The sequence below is a fragment of the Xanthomonas vasicola pv. musacearum NCPPB 4379 genome (assembly GCF_000277895.2).
Lineage (GTDB): Bacteria > Pseudomonadota > Gammaproteobacteria > Xanthomonadales > Xanthomonadaceae > Xanthomonas > Xanthomonas vasicola.
On the sequence record NZ_CP034655.1, the window covers coordinates 3,985,080 to 4,009,371 of the forward strand.

General features: G+C 60.9%; 16 protein-coding genes and 2 pseudogenes. 7 read left to right on the plus strand and 11 right to left on the minus strand.

From position 1 onward, the window contains the following. Position 1: 1 nt before the first annotated feature. Positions 2-1,384, minus strand: a complete 1,383-nt coding sequence (locus KWO_RS18480) for an MFS transporter (protein WP_010374413.1) — start codon at positions 1,382-1,384, stop codon at positions 2-4. Positions 1,385-1,541: 157 nt separating this feature from the next. Between KWO_RS18480 and KWO_RS18485 the strand changes: the two genes are divergently transcribed. Further along, a complete protein-coding gene (locus KWO_RS18485; protein WP_010381320.1) occupies positions 1,542-2,126 on the plus strand; it encodes a gluconokinase in 585 nt (194 codons plus the stop codon). Positions 2,127-2,997: 871 nt separating this feature from the next. Beyond that, positions 2,998-4,762: pseudogene (locus tag KWO_RS18495) on the plus strand (outer membrane protein assembly factor BamB family protein). A gap of 334 nt (positions 4,763-5,096) precedes the next feature. On the opposite strand, the gene KWO_RS18500 reads toward KWO_RS18495, so the two are convergent. From KWO_RS18500 to KWO_RS18530, 7 genes are all read right to left on the minus strand, one after another. Further along, positions 5,097-5,324 (minus strand): hypothetical protein, encoded by a 228-nt coding sequence (locus KWO_RS18500; RefSeq protein ID WP_010374420.1) that lies wholly within the window; start codon positions 5,322-5,324, stop codon positions 5,097-5,099. Then, a complete protein-coding gene (locus KWO_RS18505) occupies positions 5,305-5,754 on the minus strand; it encodes a 3-dehydroquinate dehydratase (protein WP_010381317.1) in 450 nt (149 codons plus the stop codon). The genes KWO_RS18500 and KWO_RS18505 overlap by 20 nt, the downstream gene beginning before the upstream one ends. 10 nt (positions 5,755-5,764) lie before the next feature. Then, positions 5,765-6,193 (minus strand): hypothetical protein, encoded by a 429-nt coding sequence (locus tag KWO_RS18510; protein WP_010381316.1) that lies wholly within the window; start codon positions 6,191-6,193, stop codon positions 5,765-5,767. A gap of 749 nt (positions 6,194-6,942) precedes the next feature. Next, complete coding sequence (locus KWO_RS18515; protein WP_010381314.1) at positions 6,943-7,755, minus strand: hypothetical protein; 813 nt, start codon at positions 7,753-7,755, stop codon at positions 6,943-6,945. Between the two features lie 52 nt (positions 7,756-7,807). Next, the gene (locus KWO_RS18520; protein WP_124943921.1) at positions 7,808-8,359 is read right to left on the minus strand and encodes a hypothetical protein; all 552 of its coding nucleotides are present in this window, start codon (positions 8,357-8,359) and stop codon (positions 7,808-7,810) included. A gap of 574 nt (positions 8,360-8,933) precedes the next feature. Continuing rightward, positions 8,934-12,788 carry a translocation/assembly module TamB domain-containing protein gene (locus tag KWO_RS18525; protein WP_017113135.1) on the minus strand — a complete coding sequence of 1,285 codons (3,855 nt, stop codon included), beginning with the start codon at positions 12,786-12,788 and terminating at the stop codon, positions 8,934-8,936. Continuing rightward, entirely contained in the window at positions 12,785-14,566 is a 1,782-nt protein-coding gene (locus KWO_RS18530) for an autotransporter assembly complex protein TamA (RefSeq protein ID WP_017113839.1), read from the minus strand. The genes KWO_RS18525 and KWO_RS18530 overlap by 4 nt, the downstream gene beginning before the upstream one ends. A 359-nt stretch (positions 14,567-14,925) precedes the next feature. Here KWO_RS18530 and KWO_RS23470 point away from each other — a divergent pair, with 359 nt between their 5' ends. From KWO_RS23470 to KWO_RS23160, 3 genes are read left to right on the plus strand one after another with little or no spacing between them, the layout of a single operon-like run. Continuing rightward, complete coding sequence (locus tag KWO_RS23470) at positions 14,926-15,261, plus strand: MvdC/MvdD family ATP grasp protein (protein ID WP_338141567.1); 336 nt, start codon at positions 14,926-14,928, stop codon at positions 15,259-15,261. After that, on the plus strand, positions 15,227-15,496 hold the full coding sequence (locus KWO_RS18535; RefSeq protein ID WP_010381307.1) for a hypothetical protein: 270 nt from the start codon (positions 15,227-15,229) through the stop codon (positions 15,494-15,496). The genes KWO_RS23470 and KWO_RS18535 overlap by 35 nt, the downstream gene beginning before the upstream one ends. 14 nt (positions 15,497-15,510) lie before the next feature. Then, positions 15,511-16,197 (plus strand): hypothetical protein, encoded by a 687-nt coding sequence (locus KWO_RS23160; RefSeq protein WP_017114395.1) that lies wholly within the window; start codon positions 15,511-15,513, stop codon positions 16,195-16,197. Positions 16,198-16,203: 6 nt separating this feature from the next. Here KWO_RS23160 and KWO_RS18545 read toward each other — a convergent pair whose 3' ends face one another. After that, on the minus strand, positions 16,204-16,965 hold the full coding sequence (locus tag KWO_RS18545; protein ID WP_113622387.1) for an IS5 family transposase: 762 nt from the start codon (positions 16,963-16,965) through the stop codon (positions 16,204-16,206). Positions 16,966-17,081: 116 nt separating this feature from the next. Between KWO_RS18545 and KWO_RS18550 the strand changes: the two are divergent. Together KWO_RS18550 and KWO_RS18555 are read left to right on the plus strand one after the other, a co-directional pair. Then, positions 17,082-17,282: pseudogene (locus tag KWO_RS18550) on the plus strand (IS4 family transposase); the annotation flags it as partial. Positions 17,283-17,535: 253 nt separating this feature from the next. Continuing rightward, positions 17,536-20,235, plus strand: coding sequence for a TonB-dependent receptor plug domain-containing protein (locus tag KWO_RS18555; RefSeq protein ID WP_026113158.1), 2,700 nt, complete (start codon positions 17,536-17,538; stop codon positions 20,233-20,235). A gap of 248 nt (positions 20,236-20,483) precedes the next feature. Here the strand turns inward: KWO_RS18555 and KWO_RS18560 are convergent, their stop codons facing one another. Next, positions 20,484-22,073: a tetratricopeptide repeat-containing sulfotransferase family protein gene (locus KWO_RS18560; protein WP_010378036.1), complete on the minus strand. Its 1,590-nt coding sequence runs from the start codon at positions 22,071-22,073 to the stop codon at positions 20,484-20,486. Further along, complete coding sequence (glyS, locus tag KWO_RS18565) at positions 22,073-24,268, minus strand: glycine--tRNA ligase subunit beta (protein WP_010378034.1); 2,196 nt, start codon at positions 24,266-24,268, stop codon at positions 22,073-22,075. Before glyS ends, KWO_RS18560 begins: the two co-directional genes overlap by 1 nt. Between the last annotated feature and the right edge of the window lie 24 nt (positions 24,269-24,292).

The following is a 24,292-nucleotide window of genomic DNA, read 5'->3' on the forward strand; positions in this document are numbered from 1 at the left end:
GTCAAGAGTGCTCCGGTTCGTCGCGCTTGCGCGCGGCCAGTTCGTGCTGGATGCGGCTCAACAAGCCATCGTCCAGTGGATAAAAACGCATGGTCCACGCAGCCAATAATGCGACCGCACCAGGAATCACCGTCAGCAGTAGCACGATGCCGGTCAACGACCCGGTGGACTGCGCAGTGTTGGCGACATACCCCATTGCGGCCAGCACCCAGGCGATGCCGGCAGAGGCCAGCGCGCCGCCGAGCTTTTGCGAGAACGTCGCAGCCGCAAACGTCATCGCCGTGGCACGGCGGCCGGTGCGCCATTCTGTGTAGTCCGCGCTATCGGCATACATCGAAAACGCCAATGGCGACTTCGGACCCAGCGCCAGGCCGATCAGTATGTTCAAGGCGAACACGGCCCATACCGCATCGGCAGGCACAAAGAACATTGCACAGCTCAATAAGCCAACGAGCACCATCAGCCCGCACATCAGCTGGCGCTTGTCCCAGCGCCGCGTCAGCATCGGCGTGATTGCCGCACCCACGCCCAAAGCCACCGAATAGCTGCCTAAAAACAAGCCCACCAGATCCGGGCGTTGCACGTAGTACTTGAGGTAGTACACGCCAGCACCGCCGCGCATGGTGATCGTGATCATGATGATCAACGACAGGACGAACAGCACGCACCACGGCTTGTTCTGCAACAGATCGGCGATGTCACGCCGGATCGGTGTGCGTTGTTGCGGCGGCGGTTGCACGCGCTCGCGCGTGGTCAGCGCCACGGTGACGAACAACAGCATCGCCACCGCGCCGTACAGCAACATCGTGCGCTGCCATCCCAGTGCATCGTTGCCTGCGCCGAACCAGCGCACCAAGTCCATCGTGAAGTAATTGACCAAGGTGGTGCCTGCAAACGCACCGATGAAACGCAGGCTGATCAGGCCGGTGCGCTGCTGGCTGTCGGCGGTGATCACGCCCGACAACGCCGAGTACGGAATGCTCACCACCGTGTACGCCAGCATCATCATCAGGAAGGTGATCGTGGCCCACCACATGCGCCCGTGTTGATCCAGATCCGGCGTGGTGTAGGCGAGCACACCGGTGGCTGCCATCGGCAACGCGCCCCACAACAGATACGGGCGGAACTTGCCGAGCCGGCTACGCGTGCGGTCGGCCAGTGCGCCCATCGCCGGGTCGGCGATCGCATCGGCGATCTTGGTCAACAGGATCATCGTACCGACGGCAGCAGCAGGCAGGTGCATGGTGTCGGTGTAGAAAATCAGCAAGAACGCAGAGATGTTGGCCCAATACAGATTCAGACCCAGATCGCCGGCGCCATAGCCCAGCTTTTCGCGCCAGCGCAGGCGCGCCGATGCAGGAGACGTTACGGGCGATGACGTCATCGACACACCTTGAAATGCGTTGTACCCGGCCGAGCACGCCGTTACGCTGGGTGCTCGCGCACCTGGCGAGGAGCGCCGACGCTACACCACGCGTCGGCTGCCGCCAATGTGAAATCCACTCGAATGCCGAATCGATCCAGAGATATAACCCGCCGTGATGGACACCGCCACACACGCCACGCCCGCGTCCGCTTCGCCGCTTGCCATCGTGGTGATGGGCGTGTCGGGCAGCGGCAAGACCACCATTGCGCAGGCACTTGCAGCGCATTACGGCTTTCGTTTTCTGGATGCCGACGACTATCACAGCGTGGCAGCACGCGCGCAGATGGCGGCCGGCCAACCGCTCACCGACGCGATGCGTCTGCCATGGGTGGAGCTGCTATCGGCGACGCTGCGCGATTGCGTACAGGCCGGCGAATCGGTGGTGCTGGCCTTCTCCGGTTTGCGCAGCGCGCATCGCCAATTACTGCGCAATAGCGGGGTGCCGATGCGCTTCGTATTCCTGCACGCAGCCCCGCAGGTGATCGCCGCCCGCTTAAGCACCCGCGCTGGCCACTTCATGCCACCCACGTTGCTCGACAGCCAGCTCCAGACGCTGGAGCTGCCGCTGGACGAAGCGGACGTGGTGTCGGTGGACGTGGATGCCAGCGTTCCTGCCGTGGTGCAGGATGCGATCGCCCAACTGGCAGCAATCGATCCCGCTGCAGTGCAGCATGCTTCACGCGCGTCGGAGCGCTTGTAAGTCGGTGCAGATGACTTGCATGAAGCGTGAGGTGATTTCCGCTTAGTGCAGTTGCTTGCGTGCGCGTCGTGCGTCGTGCGTCGTGCGTCGTGCGTCGTGCGTCGTGCGTCGTGCGTCGTGCGTCGTGCGTCGTGCGTCGTGCGTCGTGCGTCGTGCGTCGTGCGTCGTGCGTCGTGCGTCGTGCGTCATGATGCTGCCGCTGCTGTGTCGCGATGGGCAATACGTCAGATCAATAACGCCTTTGCGCTTCATTACCGCAATGCGCGCAGACAGGCACACGCTGCAACGCCGCCTGGTGCGCTTGCTGTCGCGCTGGCTTCGTCGCAGCCAATGCGCGTGCAACCGCATTCCGCGCGCAGCGACTGCGCCGCCAGAAGCTCCTCCCTTCTCCCCTCGGGAGAAGGTGCCCCAAAGGGGCGGATGAGGGTACGGGCCACGCATGCGTGCACACGCCACACCATGAGCACCACGCCGCACCGCACCGCACCGCACAATCACCCGCAAGGTGCTGCGCGTATCAACTCGATGTCCACATCACGCACCAGACTCTTGTCGCGCCCTCTTCTATCGCACCCTCAATCGCAGCAAAAACCCACCACACAAGGTTGCGCGAAATTTCCTGGTTACTTCTTGCAAACCGCTGTCATCCGCACACATTCAACGAGGCCGCATCAATCATTTTTTCTATCGCGATCGCGCAAGATAGTGATGAACCATCACGATTGGTGCGAATAACGAACCGATTGAACGCAAATTTTTCAAGCTGGTCGTACCAGATGCAAACGGACCCGACCGATTTCTGAATGCAGCGCGGCGTAGGTGTTGCGCGGTCACGTTAGTCGTCCATCGTTCGGTCAGCAGATCCGGGGGGATCCAACGCTTCCTTCTATCTAGGACATGCCGTGATGACCAATCCAAACGCCGTTTGCGGTTCAGCAGTGTGACGCTCGTTCCTTGCCTGCTCTTCAGTGCAGTGGCTTTCGCCCAGTCTGGTGCCACCACCGCGCAAGAGCCGGTATCGTCCCTGGATACCCAGGCATTCGCACGCTCCGGCGAGGTCTGGCGCAGCTTCGGTCAAGACTTGCCCTTCGCCAGCCCCAGCAACTGGACCACCGCCGGTGGCGGCTACTTGAACTCGCGATTCGCACCAGGCGACTGGAAGATCAATCGCACCACCGCCAAGACCCTCAAGCCGGCGTGGACGCTGACCACCACCGGCGATATCTCGGCCACGCCCAGCGTCGAAGGCGGCACCCTGTATGTGCCTGACTGGGGCGGCACGCTGTATAGCGTGGACACGCAAACCGGCAAGCCGAACTGGCAAGCCAAGCTGTCCGATTACACCGGCAACGCCAACTCGGTGACACGCAATACGCCGGCCATCAGCGCCAAGAGCATCATCGTTGGCGACCAGGTCGCCGGCACCTTGCTGGCGCTGGACAAGAAGACCGGCAAGCTGCTGTGGAAGACCAAGGTAGAAGCCAACCCGCAGGCGCGCATCACCTCCTCGCCGGTCATCTACGGCAACCGCATCTACGTCGGCGTGTCGTCCGGAGACTGGGGCAACCTGGCGGTCAACCACAGCTTCAGCTTCCGCGGCAGTGTGGTGGCGGTGGATCTGAACACCGGCAAGAAGGTGTGGCAGTTCTACAACGTGCCCGAGGGCTACACCGGCGCGTCGGTGTGGGGCCAAGTGGCCATCGACCCGATCAGCCGTCGCCTGTATTTCGGCACCGGCAACAACTACAACATTCCGCAAGGGGTGGGTAACTGCATTTCCAACGCGCGCTCTTATCGCGGCAGCGAACTCACCGTGCAGGATGAGCTCAACTGCATGGCACCGGACAATTACGTCGACTCGGTGATTTCGTTGAATCTGGATACCGGCACGCTGGTCTGGGCCAACCGTGCACAGGGCTACGACGCGTGGAATCTGTCCTGCGTCATGGCGCCGACCAACAGTCTGTGCCCCAACACGCAGGCAACCAACCTGACCGGCCCGGATTACGACTTTGGCGGTGCTGGCGTGCAACTGTTTGCCGTGCCGCGCAACGGCAAGTTGCAGCAGTTGGTCCGTGCCGGTCAGAAGAGCGGCATCTACTGGGCCTTCGACGCCAAGACCGGCGCCAAGGTGTGGTCGACCCAGGTCGGCCCCGGCGGCACCACCGGCGGGGTGGAATGGGGTACCGCGTTCGACCCGTACAAGTCGCAGGTCTACGTGGCCATCAACAACAACTCCAACGCCACCTATACGTTGGGGCCGGCGAACGTCCAGACCCATAACGGCGGTTCGTGGGCCGCGCTGGACGCAGCAACCGGCAAGATCAAGTGGCAAGTCAAGGTGCCCGGCATCAACCCGGTGAATCCGACCGTGCCGGCGGGCGGCCAGGGCTCGCTGACGGTCTCGCCGAACCTGCTGTATGCCGGCTCGATGGCGGGCAATATGGTGGCACTGGACGCTGACACCGGCGCCACCGTGTGGAACTACAACGCCAGCGGCTCGGTGATCAGTTCTCCGGCCATCGCAAACGGCGCGCTGTACTGGGGCGCCGGCTACGGCCGCTTCAACTTCGGCACAGCCGGCCACCGGCAACCAGCTGACCAAGTTCGTGCCCGATAACGCGGCAGCCAAGTAAGCGGAATCTGCAGGGCGGTGTTACGCCGTCTTGGCAGTACCACGACACCGCCGCCTTTCGGGCGGCGGTGTCTTTTCAGCGTTCGTTGTTGGGCTATGCGTCGTTGCAGCGCTACACGAGCGAAGCGCCAATGCAGTGCCATGCCGTCTACAGCGATCAAGCTACATCTGCGCGTTAAATACAAATAGCGGCTACTAAAACTTCGGGCGGTCGTCAGTTGGGTGCGGACGGCGCGCAGCAACCGCAGCGCACAACTGGTGCACGCCGCACCGAGCAACGGCCGCACCCGCTTAGTGGTTGCGTGCTCGTGTTGTTCGCTGCTCCAAGCTCGCAGCTACAGCCGCGTGACCTGGCATAGGCGAATTTGCCCTGCTTCCAATCCATGCGCCTCGGCCGCACGTCGGCGCAGCGCGCACACCACACCGGCTGCATCCAGCTCGCCATCGGCTGGCACGTCCACGCTATGCGCCAGCTGTCCCCACAGCACCGGCCGACCGTCGCAATAGCCTTCGTAATCGGCGAAGTAATGCAGCTGGCGCCGCTCAGGTCCCGACGTGGACATCGCCCTGGATCTCCGTGCAGCCCAGATGTTCCAGCGCAATCTCCAGCCCTAGCAGATAGCTCTGCGCGCAGTAGCCACGCACCGTGGCGATGCAGTGCCCCAGACCATGCGGCAGGCAGCGTTCCGGGCGGTCCACGCTATCGTCATGCGTTTCGACATACGGATAAGGCAAATCGCTCAGCACGCGATGCAACCGCGCGCTGTCCACGCAACTGCCCGGATCGATCAGCGCGATCTCCATCCGCGCCTGACCGGCCACACGTAGCGCATCCAACAGTTCCTGCTCCGAGCCACAGGCACGCAATGCCACCGTCTTGCCCGCATCCCCGGCACAGGCCACCAATTGACGGATGACAGCGCGAGGCAACGGCTGCGGCCCGCGCACCAGCGGCATCGCCGCCTCCGGCCCACGCATGATCATGATCGACATGGCGTCCTCCTCAGGCAGCAACGCGCAACGGCGCGCGCATCAACGGCAGACACCGCGCGGCAATGCCGAGCGACATCGCATACGCACGCGGCGCATCGTGCGGCGTGATCACTACCGCCAACGGCGCATGCTGCGGATGCAGCCACGGCTCCAGCTCCTGATCGGCATCGGTATGCAGTTCGATATACGGCGTAGGCAACGCATCCACCGCTGCCCCCAAGGCCCGCGCGCAGCGACGTTCGGACAAGGGCAGATCGCCCGAATCCAGCAACACCAGCTCCACCTCGGCATCGCCACCGGCCGCATGCAGCTCGGCAATCAAGCTGTCCACATCGGCACACGCCAACGTGCGCAACGCACGCCCGGCACACTCAGGCAACTGCATCGGCAGCAACGGCGCCGGATCGGTCTGAGGACCTCGCAAAATCAGGATACACATCGTGTTCGGCTCAACGCACCACAGTGCGGGAGTGCCAAGGTAGATCCTGCATGCGTAAAGGCGCTATTCGCGCAATACGGATCAGGCATAAAAACGTTGTATCTGCAGGCCAAATTTATCCAACTCCTGGACCCGGCCTCACCGCAACGTGGAGACGCCGCTCGTATGTTCATCGGCGCTGCAAGGTTGATCGTCAGGCCGACCAGAGGTCATCGGATTTCAACAGCTTACATAGCGGCCTGGGCCGCCCCGTCATCGGTTCCCATGCGTTGGCCGGTGGACTTTATGCATCGCTCTCAATATGGGCCAACGTCAAACTCAATGCTTGTAAAAACTGTGATACGAAAGCAAACCGGTTATTACAAATCGCTTGATCAGCCAAAGCGAGTGAGACAATCGACAAGTTCAGGTCTACTACCCGAAGCAGCTCGTCGAGGCTGGCCTGTAACCTTCCACGGATAGCGCGGAAAAAGTCCTGCGGCCATGGGCTGGCCGAGATATCTAATTATATCGATAGAGCCGAAGTCATCCATTTAAAATCGTGCTGGCGCATACTGGGCGAAGTCGAACCGCCACGCTGAATCGGTTCAATTGGATCAGTAGCCGTCGCTTACTGGGACCAATCGGAAATATCATTGTCCGAGACTAATGCCAACTGCGCTGCTCACTTAGCTTTGTCGATCATCTTGGCGCAACTCGCGTCAGAGCTCCTCCAGGAAACCCGGCGCAGTCCGGAAGCCCACCCCGGGTCAACGCTTGTTTTGCTGCCTAATGACATTGCGCATATATTCGCTCCAGTCCGAACACAGGGCTTGAATTTCCTTATCCTGAGCAATGGACTCATAACGTCCTGCCATACGCAAAGCCGCTCTCGGGTGAGTTGATAGCACTGCCCCGGAGTCATTGCTCAACTCGATCAAGAGGCATGACTCCGCCCCTTCAGCAATTCTTTCGCTGCGTTCTGTATCCTTCGGTGTCTGCCCAAGAACTGAGAGGGTTGCGTGTGTGGATTCATGCATGGCCACCATCAGTGCCACCCAGAGGGAGTCTTCGGCATTGGATGGAGTACATGAAACCAAATAGTCCAGATGGAACGCTTTACCGAACTTGGCCGACAGTGCGTAACGTTGGACGGGCTTCACCGTTTTCACTAGCGTCAAAGTTGTTTCGCCCCGAGCAGGCCAGCCACCGATCCGAGCAAAGAGCTTGTCGAGGGCCCTTGTCGCATTTCCCTCAGCTACATTGGAGGGCGCACAGCCATCGGCTCCTCTCACATGAAGCCGGAATAATGATGGTGTGGCATAGTCGTATCTGAAGAAATCACGGGGCGCAGCAGACATGCTGTCTCCCAACGGGAGATATGTCCCTGATATTGACCACGTCACTCCTGGCCATCGCACGATTGCTGTATTGAAGGCGCTTTCGATCTCGTAGCCATCGCCTTCCAACTCAACAACTTTGTTGAAGGCCATCTTGGGAGCGCGCACCGCAACAGTACAGCCTGCCAGACATACCGCAATGATGATTGAAAATACGATGACAGCCAGCTTATTTATCGCCATTACCAGTCTCCAATAACGAAAGTTGCCGCCTGAGCGGCAACTTTCATTGGTCTCACATACTGGTACACGCCACCCTGGTCCTGAACCGTGACCAGCATTCAGCTGGTACTGTAATGCTGCTTGATGCACGCTTTTCTCCTTGATACATAACTGCTGAAGAAATAACGTGATCAGCCCCATCCACAGGGATGTTCCCATAATTTATCTTTGTATTCACCCCAACTGCAGATGGGTAGGAATTTAGCCACGACTGAACAGTTTCGGGATTCTGTAAAACGAGCTTTGTACCAGATTTTACCCATGGAAATGTAGACGATGCAAGAAGATTTCCAGCGTCATCTGAGAGCGTAATGGCAACATTTCCAATTGAATTCAAATTGAAATCCGTCCCGGCCGTTTCAATATAAATATCAGTAGCGCTGATAGCTGCACTTACCAAGCCCATATTTTTCAGGACAGATGATCTTCCGCCACCGCTAATTGTTATCTCACCCTCCGCGGGCTGCCCAACTTTCTTGCGAATAGTAGCCGACCATTGGCAACCTGTAAGCATAAGAATAACAGCCGCCGCATTGGCGACAAGAACGATTTTGCGCTTTTGCATTCTAAAATCCTTTTAATGACTAGTTTAGTTGACAATCACCAATTGGCTTACAATCTACAAACAGCTTTAGCCGAGACACGCAAAAATCATACAACCGTCTTTTATAATTCCAAAAAATAGACCATGACGCTTAGAACCCGTACACAAATAAAGAAATTCGCATTCTATTTCTTATGAAATGTGGAGTTGATCCTAATCCTTAGATTTATTGGAATTAAAGAACGAAGCCTCGCAACACTTGTTCTATAGATTGGTAAGTCCCTTGGCAACCCGCGCCCCTGTAACTCCTAGTTACCATGAAGCCAACAGACACGCAAGATTATTTTCAAAATCTGACGGAGTTTTTGGCTCGCCTGAACGCTGGAAACTATGCCCTTTAAACTATATTAGTTATTTAAAAATCACATTCTTCCCATAACGACCGTATTTCCAGTCCATTTAGTCTCGTCGTCTGTTAGCGATCGTCCAGAAGCATCAGCCAAATAGTTACCCCGAATCTTCGCAAGTCCAAACTTGGCGCGAAATTTAGTGAGTTCTTTGCATCCCTACGCCAATCCTCAGGAAGGACGAGACGCTACTTCTCCCGCCGCCAATTCACCGACCCCTTGGTCTCGACGGTGCTGGATTCGGCTTCAATATCGAAGCCGCGGCTGAGCAGGTATTTGAGCGTCAGGACCGAGCCGCCGCCGATCATCGACACGCCGTAGCCGACGTAAAGTTTGGGCGAGAGATATTTGCCGAAACCGACCACCGAGCCCAGCGTGCTGGATTGACTGACGCCGGCTTCGTCCAGGCCGAGCTTGGCGCCGATCTGCGAGGCGATCAGGCTGCTGCCTGCCGACAGTGCCGCCGAGGCGGCGCTGACCTGTTGGGTTTCGTCGCTACTGGCCGTGGACAGGCCGCGGCCGAGGACCAGGTACGACAGCGCTTCGGATTGCGACATCGCCGGTTCCGACCATACACCGGCGCGCGGCGATTCGGCGCGGCCGCTGACGTCGATGCCGGCGGTGACATCGCCGATCTTGCGTTCGGCGCGCAGGCTCACGCGCGGGTCGGACACAATATTGTTGTTCCAGGTCAGCTGGCCGCGACTGATGGTCAAATCCTGGCCATAGGCCTTGTAGCGGCCACGCACATCCAGCCCGCCGTTGGCGGTCATTTCGCGGCCCGGGCGTGCGCGAATCTGCATCTGCCCGCTCAGCCCGCCCTTGAGACCGAAGCCGGTCATGTTGACCTTGTCGCCGAGCACAATGGCCAGGTCCATATCCAGTGGCGATGCCGGGGTTTGTTCCGGATCTACAGGGTCCAGCACCACCACGTCTTCAGACACCGAGGTGCCGCGGTCCAGGCGTTCCAGGTCGATGTCCGCTTCGGGCACGGTGACCTTGCCACGCAGATGCATGGTGTTATCGGTAATGCCGAACTGCATATCTGGGTTGGCGATGATGCGCAGCTCGCTGGTGTTGTAGGCCAGCACGTTGTCGCCGCGGATATTGAGCAGCAGCGGCGTGCCGGTACCGAACCACGACAACCCGCCATCGACGGTGAGCGTGCCGGGACCGGACTTGGCCGACGCGGTGATCTTGGCCGAGCCATCCGGCAAGGCATCGAAGCGGCCCTTGCCTTCGCTCAGCGTCAAACCCATCGACGGATATTCGGCGGTAAAGTTACTCAAGGTGGCATCGCCGCCCAGCAGCGGTTTGTCGCGGGTACCGCGCAAGCTCACGTGGCCTTCGACCAGCCCCTTGGGCTGCACCACATCGGCAATCACCAATTCGAGCCAGTACAGCCGCGACATATTGAGATACAGCTCGCCGTTGAGCGGTGCGTACGCATCCCAGCCGGTGTTGAACTTGGCATCGACAAAGCCGGCACCCTGGAAGCCGATACCGAGCTTGCCCTGGATCTGCTGCGGGGTGAAATCGGCCTGCATGCTGAACTGGTCGTAGCGCAGCAACTCGCCGCGATTGGGATTACCGGCCACTGCCGCGTAGCGGGTTTCGCCCAGACGAATGCCGCCCTCGGGCGAGGCGATGCGCAGGCTGCCTTCCCAGGCGTTGCCGCGTGGTTTGAAGCTGCCGTCCAACGAGAGTTCGCCACGCAGATAAATTTGCCGGCCTTCCTGCTTGGGCAGCCACGGCTGCACCAGCGACAGCGGCAGTGCATCCCCGTGCACCACCATGCCCTCGCGCGGCCAGTTGGCGCTGGCGCAGAGTGCGCCACCGGTGGCTGCGCCCAGGCAGGTGTCCGACAAGGTGAAGGCCGCGCCGTCGGTGCTGAACTGCGCCGGCTGACGCAACGCCCAGGCATCGCCCTTGGAAGGCGCAATCCGCAAGGTGGCGACCTGGCCCTGCCAGCGCTCGCCGTTGCGCCGTACATCGCCCTGCAAGGCAACGCTGGCCATGCTGTTGCCGATGTCGGCATCCAGCCGCAAGGCTTCCACCGCGCCGCGCGCCTGCACGCGCACGCTGTCCAGCACCGCGCCGGCTTCGATGGCGGTGCCTTGCAACGCCAGTTGCCCATCGCTGCCGCGCCACGGCAGCCGGCCACGCAGGCTGATGCTCTGCGCGCCATAGGTGTTCCAGCGCAGGCCATTGCCGGTGATGTCGGCGGTGATGTCGGGTGCGTCGCGCTTGCCGCTGACCTGCAGTTGCCCACGTAGTACGCCGGTGGCGCCAGGCAGCACATCGTCCAGTTGCAACGGCTGCAGCTGCGCGGCGATATCGAGTTGGTCGCCCACCTTGCCCTTGGCGTTGATGCGGCTATTGCCCAGCGCCAGTTGCAGTTCGCCTTCGGCCTGTTCGCCGCGCAACGCGAATTTGCCATTGGCCGACAGCGCGCGTTGACGCAGCTGCCCGGTCAGGCTGGGGATGTCTGCGGTGGCTTCGAAGCCTGGCGAGACGCCGCCCGCAGGTGCCGGCAATTGGCGGCCCTTGGACGCGATCTTGCCGGACAGATTGCCGTTCCAGCCCGGCACGAAATAGCCCGGGTCGAACTTGGCCAACTGCGCGTTGACATCCCATTGCAGCTCCGGCGCCCAGGCCACTTCGCCGGTGAGATCCAGCGCGCCGCCCGGCGTTTTCGCCTGCACCTGCTTGAGTTGCGCACGTTGGTCATTGCCGCGGCTGTCGAACACCAGTTCGGCCTGCTGACCATCGCGCTCGACCGTGGCGCGGCCAATCGCGGCCCATGCCTTCAAGGTGCCGGCCACGCCCAAACGTGCGTCCTTCAACTCCACCGGCACCAGCGGCGCCTGGGGTGTGGCGGGGTCCGCCGCCGGAGTGAAACGTAGGCCGCTGGCATTGACCGCAAACCGGAAACTCGGATTCTGGGTATCGCGCAAATCGGCGGTGCCACGCAATTGCGTGCGGCCTTCGAAGGTGTCGATCACCAACGGTTCGACTGTGAGTACCTGGTCGGCCAGGGCGATATGCGACGGCTGCAGCGTGGCGTTCAACTCACCCTGCTTGACGCTGCCGTGCAGATCGGCGTTGCCGCCCTTGCCGGAGGCCTGCAGGTTCAGGGCGATCGGCGTGGCCGGCGGATTGGGTTGCCCCTGAGCTGCCGGAATCAGCAGCGAGGTATCCAGCGCCTCGGTCACGGCCTTGAACGCCCAGGTCGGATCATCGCGACCGGTAAACACCAGGCTGGCCTGCAGCGGTGCGGGCGCGCGGCCGGCAATGGCCACTTCCATCTTGTCCAGATCACCGCGTGCCACCAGCCCGAGGCTGGCCGGGGTCCGCCCGCGTGCGGCCGGTAGCACCGCAGTGGCGGTGAGGTCGGCGCGGTAGTCGGCGTTGGGCACGTAATCGCCGTGCAGGCGGAAGTCGCCCATGTCGGTGTCGATGACCAGATCGCGCATGCGCAGCTCGCCGGTGGCGACATCGATCCCGCCCTGCACCTTGTGTAGCACGATCATCGGCTGCTGCAGCTGAGTGACGCGCAGGTTCTGCACATCGATCTTGTCGGCCTGGATGGCCAGCGGCACGTTGATTTGCGGTAGCGACTCGGGCCAGCTGGGCAGGGTGAATGGTTCGTCGCTCTTGCCCAGATTCAAGGTGGCATTGCTGACCTGCACCGCGTCCAGCTGCAGCTTGCGCCCAAGCAGCGGGCGCAGATACGGCTCCAGATACACGCGCTCGGCAGTGAAGTGGATGTCCTGATAATGGAAATCCACATCGCGCAGGGTCAGCGGGCCAGCTACCGGGCCTTCGACCTTGCCGTAGGTAAAGGTGGCGCCCACCGGCAGGCGCGCAACCACCTGCGCCAGCAACACATCGCGGCCGGCCACGGTCTGCAGCAGCCAATAGATCGTGATCAAGGCCAGCAGCACCAGCCCGAGCACGGTCAGGCCTGAGCCCACCCAGAACCGGCGGCGGCGATAGAAGCGCGCGCGGGGCGGTGCGGCTGGCGGCGTGGGTGTGCTCACAGGTTGGCCCCGATATCGATATAGAGCTGAAACTGCGAGTCGGGGTCGTTCAAGCCATGCGCGATATCCACCCGCACCGGGCCCACCGGCGAGCGCCAACGCAGGCCGAAGCCGACACCCGTGTGCCAGTCTGGCCGGTCATCGAACGCGCTACCGCTGTCGACGAATACCGCGCCGCCCCAGGGGCCGCCCTTGAGGTAATGTTCGTATTCGGCACTGGCGGTGACCACGTTCTTGGCGCCGAGCGCGAATTCGTCGGGCTTGGGCGTACGCGGGCCGACTTCGCGAAACGCATAACCCCGAATGCTGTTCGCGCCACCAGCGAAGAAGCGCAGGCTTGGCGGCATCGCGACCAGATCGCTGGTCCAGGTGGTGCCGCCTTCGCCGCGCAGGATCAAACGGCTGTTGTCGCCAGCGCCCAGAAACCAGCGTAGCTGGCCGTATACCTGCCCGAAGTTGGTATCCGAGCCGGCACCCTCGGCACCGCCGCGAATGAACATCTGGCCCGACACGCCGCTGCGCGGAAACAGCCGGTCGTCGACGTTGATGTAGTTGGCCTGCAGCTGCGGATAGATCAGCGTGGAGGTTTCGTACACCGCGCCTTCGAAATCGTCGCCGCTGCTGAAACGCCACCGCTCGCGCAAGGCGTTGATCGAGGCAATCGCGCTCCAGCGCTCGTTGATCTGGCCGCTGCGGCTGCCGGTGAGTTTGACGTTGCGCAGGTCGATGTAATCGGTCTGCTCGTCATACAGCCGCGCCGAGGCGGTGTACCAGCCATCCAGCCAACGGAACGCCGGCACACGGTAGCTGGTGGTCAGGCTCTTGCGGTTCTGCGCGTAATCCAGCTGCGTGTCCATCTTGTGGCCGCGCGCGTTCACGTAACGCCGCTCCACGCCACCGCGCACACCGGCGCCGCTCTCGCTGCCGTAGCTCAAGCCGGAGGTGTACACGGTGCGCTTGGCGCGGGTGAGTTTGACGTCCACCGGCACGCGGCCCTGGTCGTCGGCCTCTTCGGGCTTGGGCTGGATATCGATGGTGCTGAAGTAATCCAGCTTGGTCAGCGACTCGCGCAATCGGTCCAGCTTGCCTTCGTGGTAGTAGCTGCCCTCCTCCCAGTACACCAGCGGATCGAACAGGCCGTCGCGGAAGTAGTCGTAGTCGAAGCGCACCTTGCCCATGTCGTAGCGGCGGCCGCTGTCCCAGTTCAGATCGATGTCGGCCGCATGCTCGGCACGCGTGATCGCCACGCGGCGCTTGGTGAAATCGGCATCGAAGTAGCCACGCTCGGCCAGACGCCGGGTGATGCGCACCTTGCTGGCTTCGTACTGCGGATGGCTGAAGACCTGGCCTTCGCGCGGTTCGAACTGCTTGAGATCCTGGCCCAGATAGCGGTCCTGCTCGGCCCAGCCGGTGATCGAAATATGCGAGGTGCGCACCCGCACCGGCTCGCCACGATCCACCGTGATCACCACGGTCACCTTGTCGCCGGCGCGTGGTGCGGCCAGCGTGATGGTCGGCGAGTAATAGCCAAACGGCTCCAGCGCCTCACGCGTCTGCCGCTCGGCTTGTGCCAGCAGATACTCCAGACGCGACTCGCCTTGCTCCTTGCCGACGGCCTCATAGAGAGACAAAGAGACCTGGATGTTCTCGATCATCTCGGCGTCGTCGCCGTTGTCCAACCCCTTGATTTCGATCTTGTCGATGGTTGCCCGAGCAACCGCTTGCAGCGGAACGAACAGGGTGCACAGCAAGGAAAGAGCAAACGCGACTTTAAGCATCTGCAAAGGATACCCAGCCTTGGCGTGAAGGGCTAAAAAATGTGAGCAGACGCGACTCTAAGCGCCGCGCAACCTCTTTTGAACCGAGATTAATTTAACTTTTTCTTCACACTCCCACTGCCGCTCTGTCTCGTCGAATTAGACAGGATTTGGTTAGGCCGGTTGCTCCGCTTGAGCTCGCTGTGTTATAGCTTGCGAGTCCTAAACAGAAGCACGTTCCGCTTTCTGCACTTAAACACCACGATCAATTCAATACTAAAATTATTTTAGTCATGCAATGAAGAAAAAGGTGCTTAAAAACGCCAGTTGTTCTTTGGGAGCGGCAGGCTTGCGCCGAGAATTGCGGGTGCAATGAAAGGATGCGAGGACAGACATGCGTGATACCTAGAAAAAAAACCGTACTGATCAATTCTCTCGACGGATTCCATGCAGCCGTCTTTGGGCAAGCACTGTCTAGGCGCGGCAGTCGCGTCATCCGGTGGAATGCCGAAGACTATCCCACAAAATCTTCGGTGAGTATCAGGTATGCAGAAAGGCATGCGGATGTAAAAATTAGCACAGGGGAGCATCGTTTTAATGAAGATGATATCGGTGTCGTCTGGAACAGGCGTCGGCGTGTCCCGGAAGTTTCGAAGGTCATCGACGTCAGGGATCGTCAGTATGGAGCGGCTCGACATTGTCAGTGGCGGATTTGATTTCATCATTGATGAGAATGATCAATGGATCCTCCTAGAGGTCAATGAGGCCGGGCAGTTCATGTTTATTGAGACATGGGGCCAGAGTATCCCGCTCACTGAGGCGTTCTGCCAGTTCATTGAGCGCGCAGATCCACAATTCGAGTATGAGCCAGTTTCCCAACCGCTTACTCTGAGAGAAGCCTACGAAGATGCTAAACGTTCGGGAGTGGAAACTGAGTTGGTTTTTCCCTAATTATTGGTACATTTATGAAGATAGCTCCTTGGCATTTTCTAGCATTAGCCACTATTTCGTGCGTGGCAAGTGCAGCAGATAAGAGTGTCTATATCGAATTTCTCTGGGACGCCCAGCCGCCTCATTCAATCGCATGCCAGCAGACCATCCAATTCTTGACCGATGGTAAGCACGATCATCAGGTATGCGTTGCAACCGATCTTGCCGATACCGACGTGCGTGGCTTGGTATTGACGGTGCTCGACGCATCCGGACGGGAAGTGTCGAGCCACACCTATCCCGATTACCGGGGCGTCAAGCATTGCTATAGCGCCGATCTAGGCAAGGACGGCACGCTTGGCCTATGGACGTTCCGAGCGGAAACAGGCGATGGGCGCGCTGGGGAAAGCACGATACAGGTCAATGCAAGGCTGGAGGACTCACCACTTTCCAAGGATCCTGGAACACCTTATGTCGTGGGGCGCCCTAACTATGATGCTTCGATTCCACCACCGGAATACCTTGGCCGCCTTGAGTGGGACATGAAAGTCAACGCGCAAGGCAAGGTGACCGAAGTCTCTGTCGTGACAGCAGAGGGGGTTGGCTTGAAACTCCGCGACCGCGCCATCGCCGCAGGCTACCTTTCCCTTTTCTTCCCGGACAGGCAGCGAGAGAGCAAGCCACTAGTCTGGAGACGCCAGCTTTCATTTGCACCTGACTAGGGCCTGTTAACACATGCGAAGCCCATCAACGGTGAGCACAAAGCTGAGGAATCCAAGGACCATGACGTCCAGCTTCTCAAAGCGCGTGAAAATCCGGCGGTAGCCCTTCAAGCCACGGAACAGCCTCTCCACTTCGTTGCGCCGCTTGTACATGTGTTGGTCGTGCTCCCAAGGATGGACCCGATTGGACTTGGGTGGGACGACCGGCACGAAACCAAGATCGAGCGCCAACTGGCGGGTTTCATTGCCTTCGTAAGCGCGATCCATCAGCAGATGAATCGGCCGCTTCACTTGCCCCAAATGTTCAAGCAATGCCCGGCCTGCTGGTGCGTCATGTGCGTTGCCAGGCGTCAATCCGAACGTGATGGCTGTTCGAGCATCTGCAGCAACCATATGAATCTTGGTGTTCCATCCGCCGCGGGATTTGCCAATCGCCTGTGGGCCTTTTTTTAATGCGCCAGTGCCATCCGGATGCACCTTGATGCTGGTGGAGTCCAGCGAGACCGCTTCGATTTTGATGCGCACGATCTGGCAGGTCTGCAATTGGGCGAACATCCGATCCAGCACACCGGACTTAGCCCAACGGTTCATGCGTGTGTACACCGTATGCCAGTTGCCAAAGCGCTTGGGCAGACCGCGCCATTTGCAGCCGTGCTCTGCGACGTAAAGGATGGCGTTGACCACCTGCAGATTGGTCATGCTGACATTGCCGCGCTGCGCAGGTAAGCAATGTTCGATGAGGGCAAATTGTGCTGGCGTGATCTCCATGTCCAATAGTTTAATCGCCCGAGCCATTAGTGTTAACAGGCCCCAAGCCAGAGAAGAGTGCCGACCATGCGCACCAGCGAGTATTGCAGAAGTGCCTGCCCGACTCACTGTCCGGCATGCACGCATTACGACAGCGCGCCTTGCTCGGCGCGAGTGAAGCGCTGTTGCACGGAGGCCGGCTGACCTTGATCGACATTGCACGCGCGTGGCCCGGCGCGACGCGGGTACGTGCACCGCTCGAGGCATGCGACCGTCTGCTGTGCAATTCCAGGTTGTACGCCGAGCGATCCGTGATCGAGCGGGATATGGCGCATTGGCCGCAACGGGAAATCGGCACAACCTGTCCAGCCTCGGCATGAAACAACCAGAAATCAGACGGGCTCGGCTTTACCAGGCAGGCTCTACTGCGTAAAGTCCGCGCACCGTTAACGTTTCGTTGGCGGTTATCGTTGCGGGACTTGCTCTCGCCGCGTTTTCTGCAAGTCGTCCCACTTAGGAGAGAGAAACCCCATGAAGCGCCACCTTCTGGTTAATGCCGTGTGTGCTGCTCTAGCGCTGCCGTCCCTCGCAATAGCGCAGAGCCAGGACGACGTGACACAGCTGGACAAGGTCACCGTGACCGGCTCGCTGATCCCCCGCTCCCAAATCGAAACCGCAACCCCGGTGTTTTCGATCACTGCCCAGGACATCCAGCGCCGCGGCTTCAAGGACGTCTACGACGTGCTGCGCTCGCAGCCGATGGCCACCGGCTCGGTACAGGACGGCCAGTTCACCGGCGGCTTCACTCCCGGCGCCAAGTCGCTGAGCCTGCTCGGGCTGGACCCGGGCTTCACCCTGGTGCTCATCGATGGCCGACCCATGGCCGACTACCCGCTGCTTTACAACGGGCAAAGCAATTTCGTTGATCTGGCGAGCGTGCCGGTGGGCATGGTCGAGCGTATCGACGTGGCGCCCGGCAACCAGTCCTCGATCTACGGTTCCAGCGCAATTGCCGGAGTAGTCAACATCATCCTAAAAAAGCGCATGGACGGCGTGCAAATGAACTACCGCATGGGCACCTACGCTGGTGGCGGCGGCAACAACCAGCGTTTTCAGCTCACCGGCGGCAACGAGATTGGTGGCGCCAACATCGTGTGGGGCCTGCAGCTCAACAACCAGGACCCGATCTACGGCTATCAGCGCCGTGATTTCGATTCCACCAACGACAATCCGGACCCGACCCTGCGTTACGGCTCCGGCATCGCGCTGCACAGCCTCCCAGGCCCCCCGGCCAGCTATGTCGATCCAGGCGCAGACAACTGCGCCGCGCTCGGCGCGCTGTTCAATCGATCGGTGCAATACGACAGCCGTGCCAACCGTGGCAACTTCTGCAGCAGCCGCACAGAGCCTGGCTACGCCAGCATCCTCAACAAGGAGCGCAGCGCCAGCGGTTACGCCAACCTGAGCTATGCATTCAACGACAATGCCGAACTGTATTCGACCCTGCTGCTCAACCGTACCAAGGTAGAAGTCAACGGTGGTTCGCGCTTCTGGCAGACCTCTTCTGACACGGGCGGTTTGTTCTACAACCAGGACAGCCAACAGTTGGAAGGCTATCAGCGCGTTTTTGCACCGGAAGAAACCGGTAATCTGGATTTCAACAATGATCGCCAGACCGCAGATTCCTACAACATCGCAATTGGCCTGAAGGGCGGCCTGGGCGCCAGCAACTGGACCTACGACGCCTATTACGCCCGTTCGGAATACCGCATCGAAAGCCGCCAACAATGGCCGTTGGCGGACCGCATCGAAGACTTCTTCCGCGAACAATTCCTCGGCGCACAGCAAGGCGAGTATTACGGCTACCCGGTCTATTCGCCCAACGATGCCAATTTCTATCGCGCATTGACGCCAGCGCAGTACCGCAGCTTCAACGATGAAATCCGCACCAAGTCCAGAACCTGGACCCAGAACGTCAACCTGCAGCTGACCAACACCGAGTTGTTCAACATGCCAGCCGGTGCGGTTGGCGTTGCCGGCGTCTTGCAGGCAGGCAATCAGTACTGGAGCAATCCGACCGACCCACGCGTCATCGCCGGCGATTTCTATCAGCTGACCGGTACCCAAGGCAGCGGCAAGCGCGACAACTGGGCGGCAGCGTTCGAAATGCGCGTGCCCATCCTCAGCACCTTGACCGCCAACCTGTCTGGCCGCTACGACGACTACAAGAACCAGGGCGGCGGTGGGGATTCCAAATTCACCTACAAGGCTGCGTTGGAATTCCGGCCGGTCGACTCGCTGTTGTTCCGCGGCAACTACGCCACTGCCTTTAAAGCGCCCGACATGGCCTTCAGCTTTGCCGGCGACAGCGGCTTCTTCCAGGGCGTCAACGATTACTACCGTTGCGCAGTGGAAGAGCCCGGTGTGCCGATCGCAGACTGCACCTATGCCGGCACCACGATTGCCGGACGTCGCGCCGGCAATCGGGAGCTGAAGTCGATCACGGCCAAGTCCTGGGGCGCCGGCGCGGTGTGGTCGCCGAGCGCGCGCTTCAGCGTCAATGCCGATTACTACAACATCAAGATCGACCAGAAGGTTAGCGATCTCAGCACCGACAATCTGCTGCAGACCGAATCGGCGTGCCGCCTGGGCAGCCTGGATATCAGTTCGCCCACGTGCGTGGATGCGCTGTCGCGCATCGATCGCACGGGCCCAGATGCACCGGTGCCCAATCGCCTAAGCAGCATTCGCATCAATCCGATCAATATTTCCAACGAGGAAATCTCCGGCGTGCTCACCAAGGCGACGTACAACCTGGCGACCGAGTCCTGGGGCCTGTTCGTGTTCGACGCGCAGTACAACCTCACCCTCAAACACGAAAGCCAGCAGTTCCCGCAGGATCCGGTACGTGATCTGCTCAACGAACCCTTCTTCTCCACCGAGTTCCGCAGCATCACCAATGCCTCGGTGTCCTGGCAGAAGGATGCGTGGACAACCACCTTGTTCGGCCAGCGCTACGGCCGCACACCGAACCTTCTGTCGCAGCAAAGTACCGACGGCTACGCGGTGGAAGGCGCACGCAAGGTCGGCGCGTGGACCACGTTCAATGCAACGCTGGACTATGCGGTCAGCGACGACATCTCGCTGACGGCAACGGTCAACAATGTTGCCAACACCCGGCCGCCGCGTGACCGCACCTACACCAGCTATCCGTACTACAACATCTTTAACTACACCGGCTACGGCCGCTCCTACATGCTGGAATTGAACTGGCGCTTTGGCGCGCACTAACTTCTTGCACAGTGCGTGACCCAGCGGCAGCCGAAATGGCTGCCGCTGGCGTTTTAGGGTTTGCGACGCAGCTGCGACAGCCGTTGCTCGCCTGCATGCCAGAGCATGTAGGTATGACGTTGCGCGAGCGGCTCGGCTAACCTCACTGCTGTCCACCGAGGCGACTGCATTGGTGCGCATCGGGTTTGAGGTAGATAAAGCGCGCTCACAGCGCGTTTGGTGCGCCGCCTTAGACCTCTTTGCCGCGGTTAATGCGCGCCAACATCGATCAGACCAGCCGCTGACAACGCCTGCCGCAACGGTTCCAGCTGGGACGCATAGCGCCGCCATTCCTCGACGTTGCGACTGTGCACCCCCTCGCGTACCTGCACGCTGCTCAGCGTTGCCGAGGCCGCCGCATTGCGGGTGATGTCAATTTGCCCAGGTTCGATGTCCAAGCCGCAACGTGCCATCAGCTGCTGCAACACCGTGGATGGATCACGCACCATCTGCGCGTAGTCCACATCGATTACCCGGCCCGGCAATGCCGCGCGCCATTGCGCCATCAAGCCGTGATACGCCTGATAGTGACGCGCCAGTGTGTGCAAGTCGTAGCTGTAGGCATACGAATCGCCAAACAGCGCGCGGTAATTGGAAAAGCACACTGCCATCGGTTCACGCACCAGATGCACGATCAACGCGCCCGGCAATGCGCGCGCAATCGCGCCGATGGCCACCGCATTGGCCGGCAATTTATCGATATACCAGCGCGCCGATCCGGCACGCCACTGGGTCTGTTCCAGATACCGCGCGCCAATCTGCGCGTAATCCAGCGTTGGGAATGCCTGCAGCAAGCCTGCGTCCAGCAGACTGCGGCCAGCCTGATCCGCACCCCAGCGCAACTGATGGCCGAAGTCGTTCAATTCGCCTGCCGACACGATCTGCGAATGATTGCCCAGCATTCGTTCCAGCACCGTGGTGCCAGAGCGCGGCAAGCCGAGCACGAAGATCGGCTGCGGACCTTGCACGGTGTCGGTGCCCTGCGCTGCGAACACGCCTTGCGCCGCCAACGCACCCAGCTGCGCATACAGCGCTGCTTCGGCGTTCGCATCGTGGCGCAGACGTGCATGCATTACCGCATTGCCGTACTGCAGCGCGTCCCAGGCGGCATCGGTGTCGCCAAGGTCTTCCAACTCTTTGTACAGCGCAAATGCCAGCCCGGCGCGATCTTCGCTCTCGGGTTTGGAACGCTGCAGCTGCTGACGCAATTGGTCGACATGGTTGCTGCTGACGCTCTGACGGCGCAGCCGCGCACGCGTGAGTGCCGCGCGGCCGTAGCCAGGCGACAGTAACAAGGCCTGCTCCAGCGCCTGCGCCGCGTCATCCAGGCGACCATTGAACTGCAGTTGCACCGCAAGAAAAAAACGGAAGTCCGGGCCATCGAATCCGCAGGCCTGTGCGCGCTGCATCATTGCCAAGGCATCGGCGTGTTCGCCCAAGGATTGATGCACATGTGCAAGCAGGGCCAAGGTCGCGCCGTCGCGGCACTGCGTCACCGATGGATGCCGCAGCAGCGCATGCAGTTCGCGATGTGCGCCCACGCGCAATAAGGCCTGAGCAACACGGCAACGCATCGCAACATCGTCGCCAACATCGCGTGCGGCCAGCTGCAGTTGCGTGACCGCTTCCCGCATACGGCCGTTGGCCAACACGGTGCCGGCCAGCAGCACGCGCGCAGACACATGCGTCGGTTCGACATCGAGCAGCGCCCGCAATGCAGACGCCGCCACGCCCAGGTCGCGACGTGCCAATGCGGCCTGGGCGGTCTGCCAGTGCAGCGCGCCCGCCGAACTGGCCATCAGCTGGACAAGTGCTCGATGGCGGCGACGCTGCCGAGGCGGTCGCCGAGCTTCTTCAACAGTGCGAGTCGGTTGGCGCGCAGCTGTGGGTCTTCGGCATTGACCATCACCGCGTCGAAGAAGGCATCCACCTGTGGGCGCAGGCGCGCCAGGCGTGCGAGCACGGCAACGTAGTCATGACGATGCAGCGCATCGCCGGTGTCGCCGATGGCCGCTTCCACCGCTTCGGCCAGCGCTTCTTCGGCCGGTTCGCGCAGCAGGCTGGTGTCGATGTCGCCGGGGATCTCGCCTTCCACCTTGCGCAGGATGTTGCGGATGCGCTTGTTGGCTGCGGCCAGCGCTTCGGCTTCGGGCAGCGTGGCGAAGCTGCCGATGGCATCGATGCGGCGGTCGAAGTCGTAGAGCGATCCGTGGGTCGCGCCCAGGGACGCTCCTACGCCATGCGCTGTAGGAGCGCCCTCGGGCGCGACCGAGAACAACGCAGCGACCGCATTGAAGTGGGTTGCCGGCACACCCTTGTCTGCGTAGTAGCCGCGCAGGCGGTCGAGGATGAAGTCGAAGACTTCAGAAGTGAGCTGTGCGTATTGCGCGGAGTCGATGGCAGCAATCGTTTCTTCGTCTTTCAGCGTCGCTTTTCTCACGAGGCGATCCCACGGTAGCAACTTGACTGCAATCACCAGCGTCGCTTTCACATCCAGATCAAACCCAGACTCAATCACCGTCCGCGCCAATCCCAACGCATTGCGCCGCAGCGCAAACGGATCCTTGTTGCCGGTCGGCTTCAACCCGGCCGCAAACCCACCGGCCAACGTATCCAACCGGTCGGCAATCGCCAGCACCTTGCCCAACGGCGACAGTGCGATGTCGTCGCCGGCAAAGCGCGGTTGGTACGCCTCGTCGATGGCCAGCGCAATCTCGCTGGGCTCACCGGCGGCCTTGGCGTAATGGCGGCCGGCAATGCCCTGCAATTCCGGGAATTCGTTGACCATGCGCGATTGCAGATCGTTCTTGGCCAACTGCGCAGCGCGACGCGCGTGTACCGGGTCGGCGCCCACCTGCGGCGCAATCGCTTCGGCCAGCGCCGCCACGCGCGCGACCTTGTCGGCCACCGTGCCCAGCTTGGCCTGATAGGTGACGCTGGCCAGGCCATCGCCCATCGCCTGCAGACCTTGCTTCAAATCTTCATCGAAGAAGAACTTGGCGTCGGCAAAGCGCGGACGGATCACGCGCTCGTAGCCCTTGGCGACTTCGGCCACGTCCTTGGATTGGATGTTAGCGATGCCGATGAACTGCTCGGTCAGCTTGCCGCCGTCGTCCAGCACCGGGAAGAATTTCTGGTTGATTTCCATGGTTTCGATCAGCGCTTCCTGCGGCACCGCCAGGAAATCGCGTTCGAAACTGCACAGCACGGCCGACGGCCATTCGACCAGGTTGACCACTTGCTCCAGATTGTCGTCGCTGATGCGCGCGCTACCACCGGCCTGTTTTGCCGCCGCTTCCACTTCTTCGATGATGCGGGTGCGGCGTGCATCGGGATCCACTAGTACATGTGCCGCACGCAAGGCTTCGACATAGTCGCCGGGCGCCGCCAACGACACCGTGCCTTCATGCATGAAGCGATGCCCGCGCGTGATGCGGTCGCCACGCACGCCCAGCAATTCGGCCGGAATCACCTCGGTACCGAACAGCAGCACCAGCCATTGCACCGGCCGTGCGAAGGCGTATTCGTGCGCGCCCCAGCGCATCGGCTTGGGGATCGGCATCGCGGCGATGGCCTCGCGCAGGATCTCCGGCAACAACTCGGCGGTGCGCGCGCCCGGCGTCACCGCGCGATGCACGAAACGCTCGCCCTTGGCGTCGCTGGTGCGTTCCAACGCCGTCCAGTCGATGCCGGCCTTGGCGGCGAAACCAGCCAGTGCCTTGGTCGGTTGGCCGGCGGCATCCAGCGCGATATTGAGATACGGCCCCAGCACTTCGGAGCGCTGCTCGGGTTGCTCGGTGGCCACGCCCGGCAGCAGCACCGCCAGGCGCCGCGGCGTGGACAACGGCTTGGCATCGCCGCGGGTGATGGCGACGCCGCGCTTTTCCAGGCCGCTCAGCACGCCTTCGAAAAACGCCTGCGCCAGACCCGGCAGCGCCTTGACCGGCAGCTCTTCGGTGCCCAGTTCGATCAGCAGGGGAAGTTGTTCGCTCATGTGACATGGACCTTTGCATGGTTC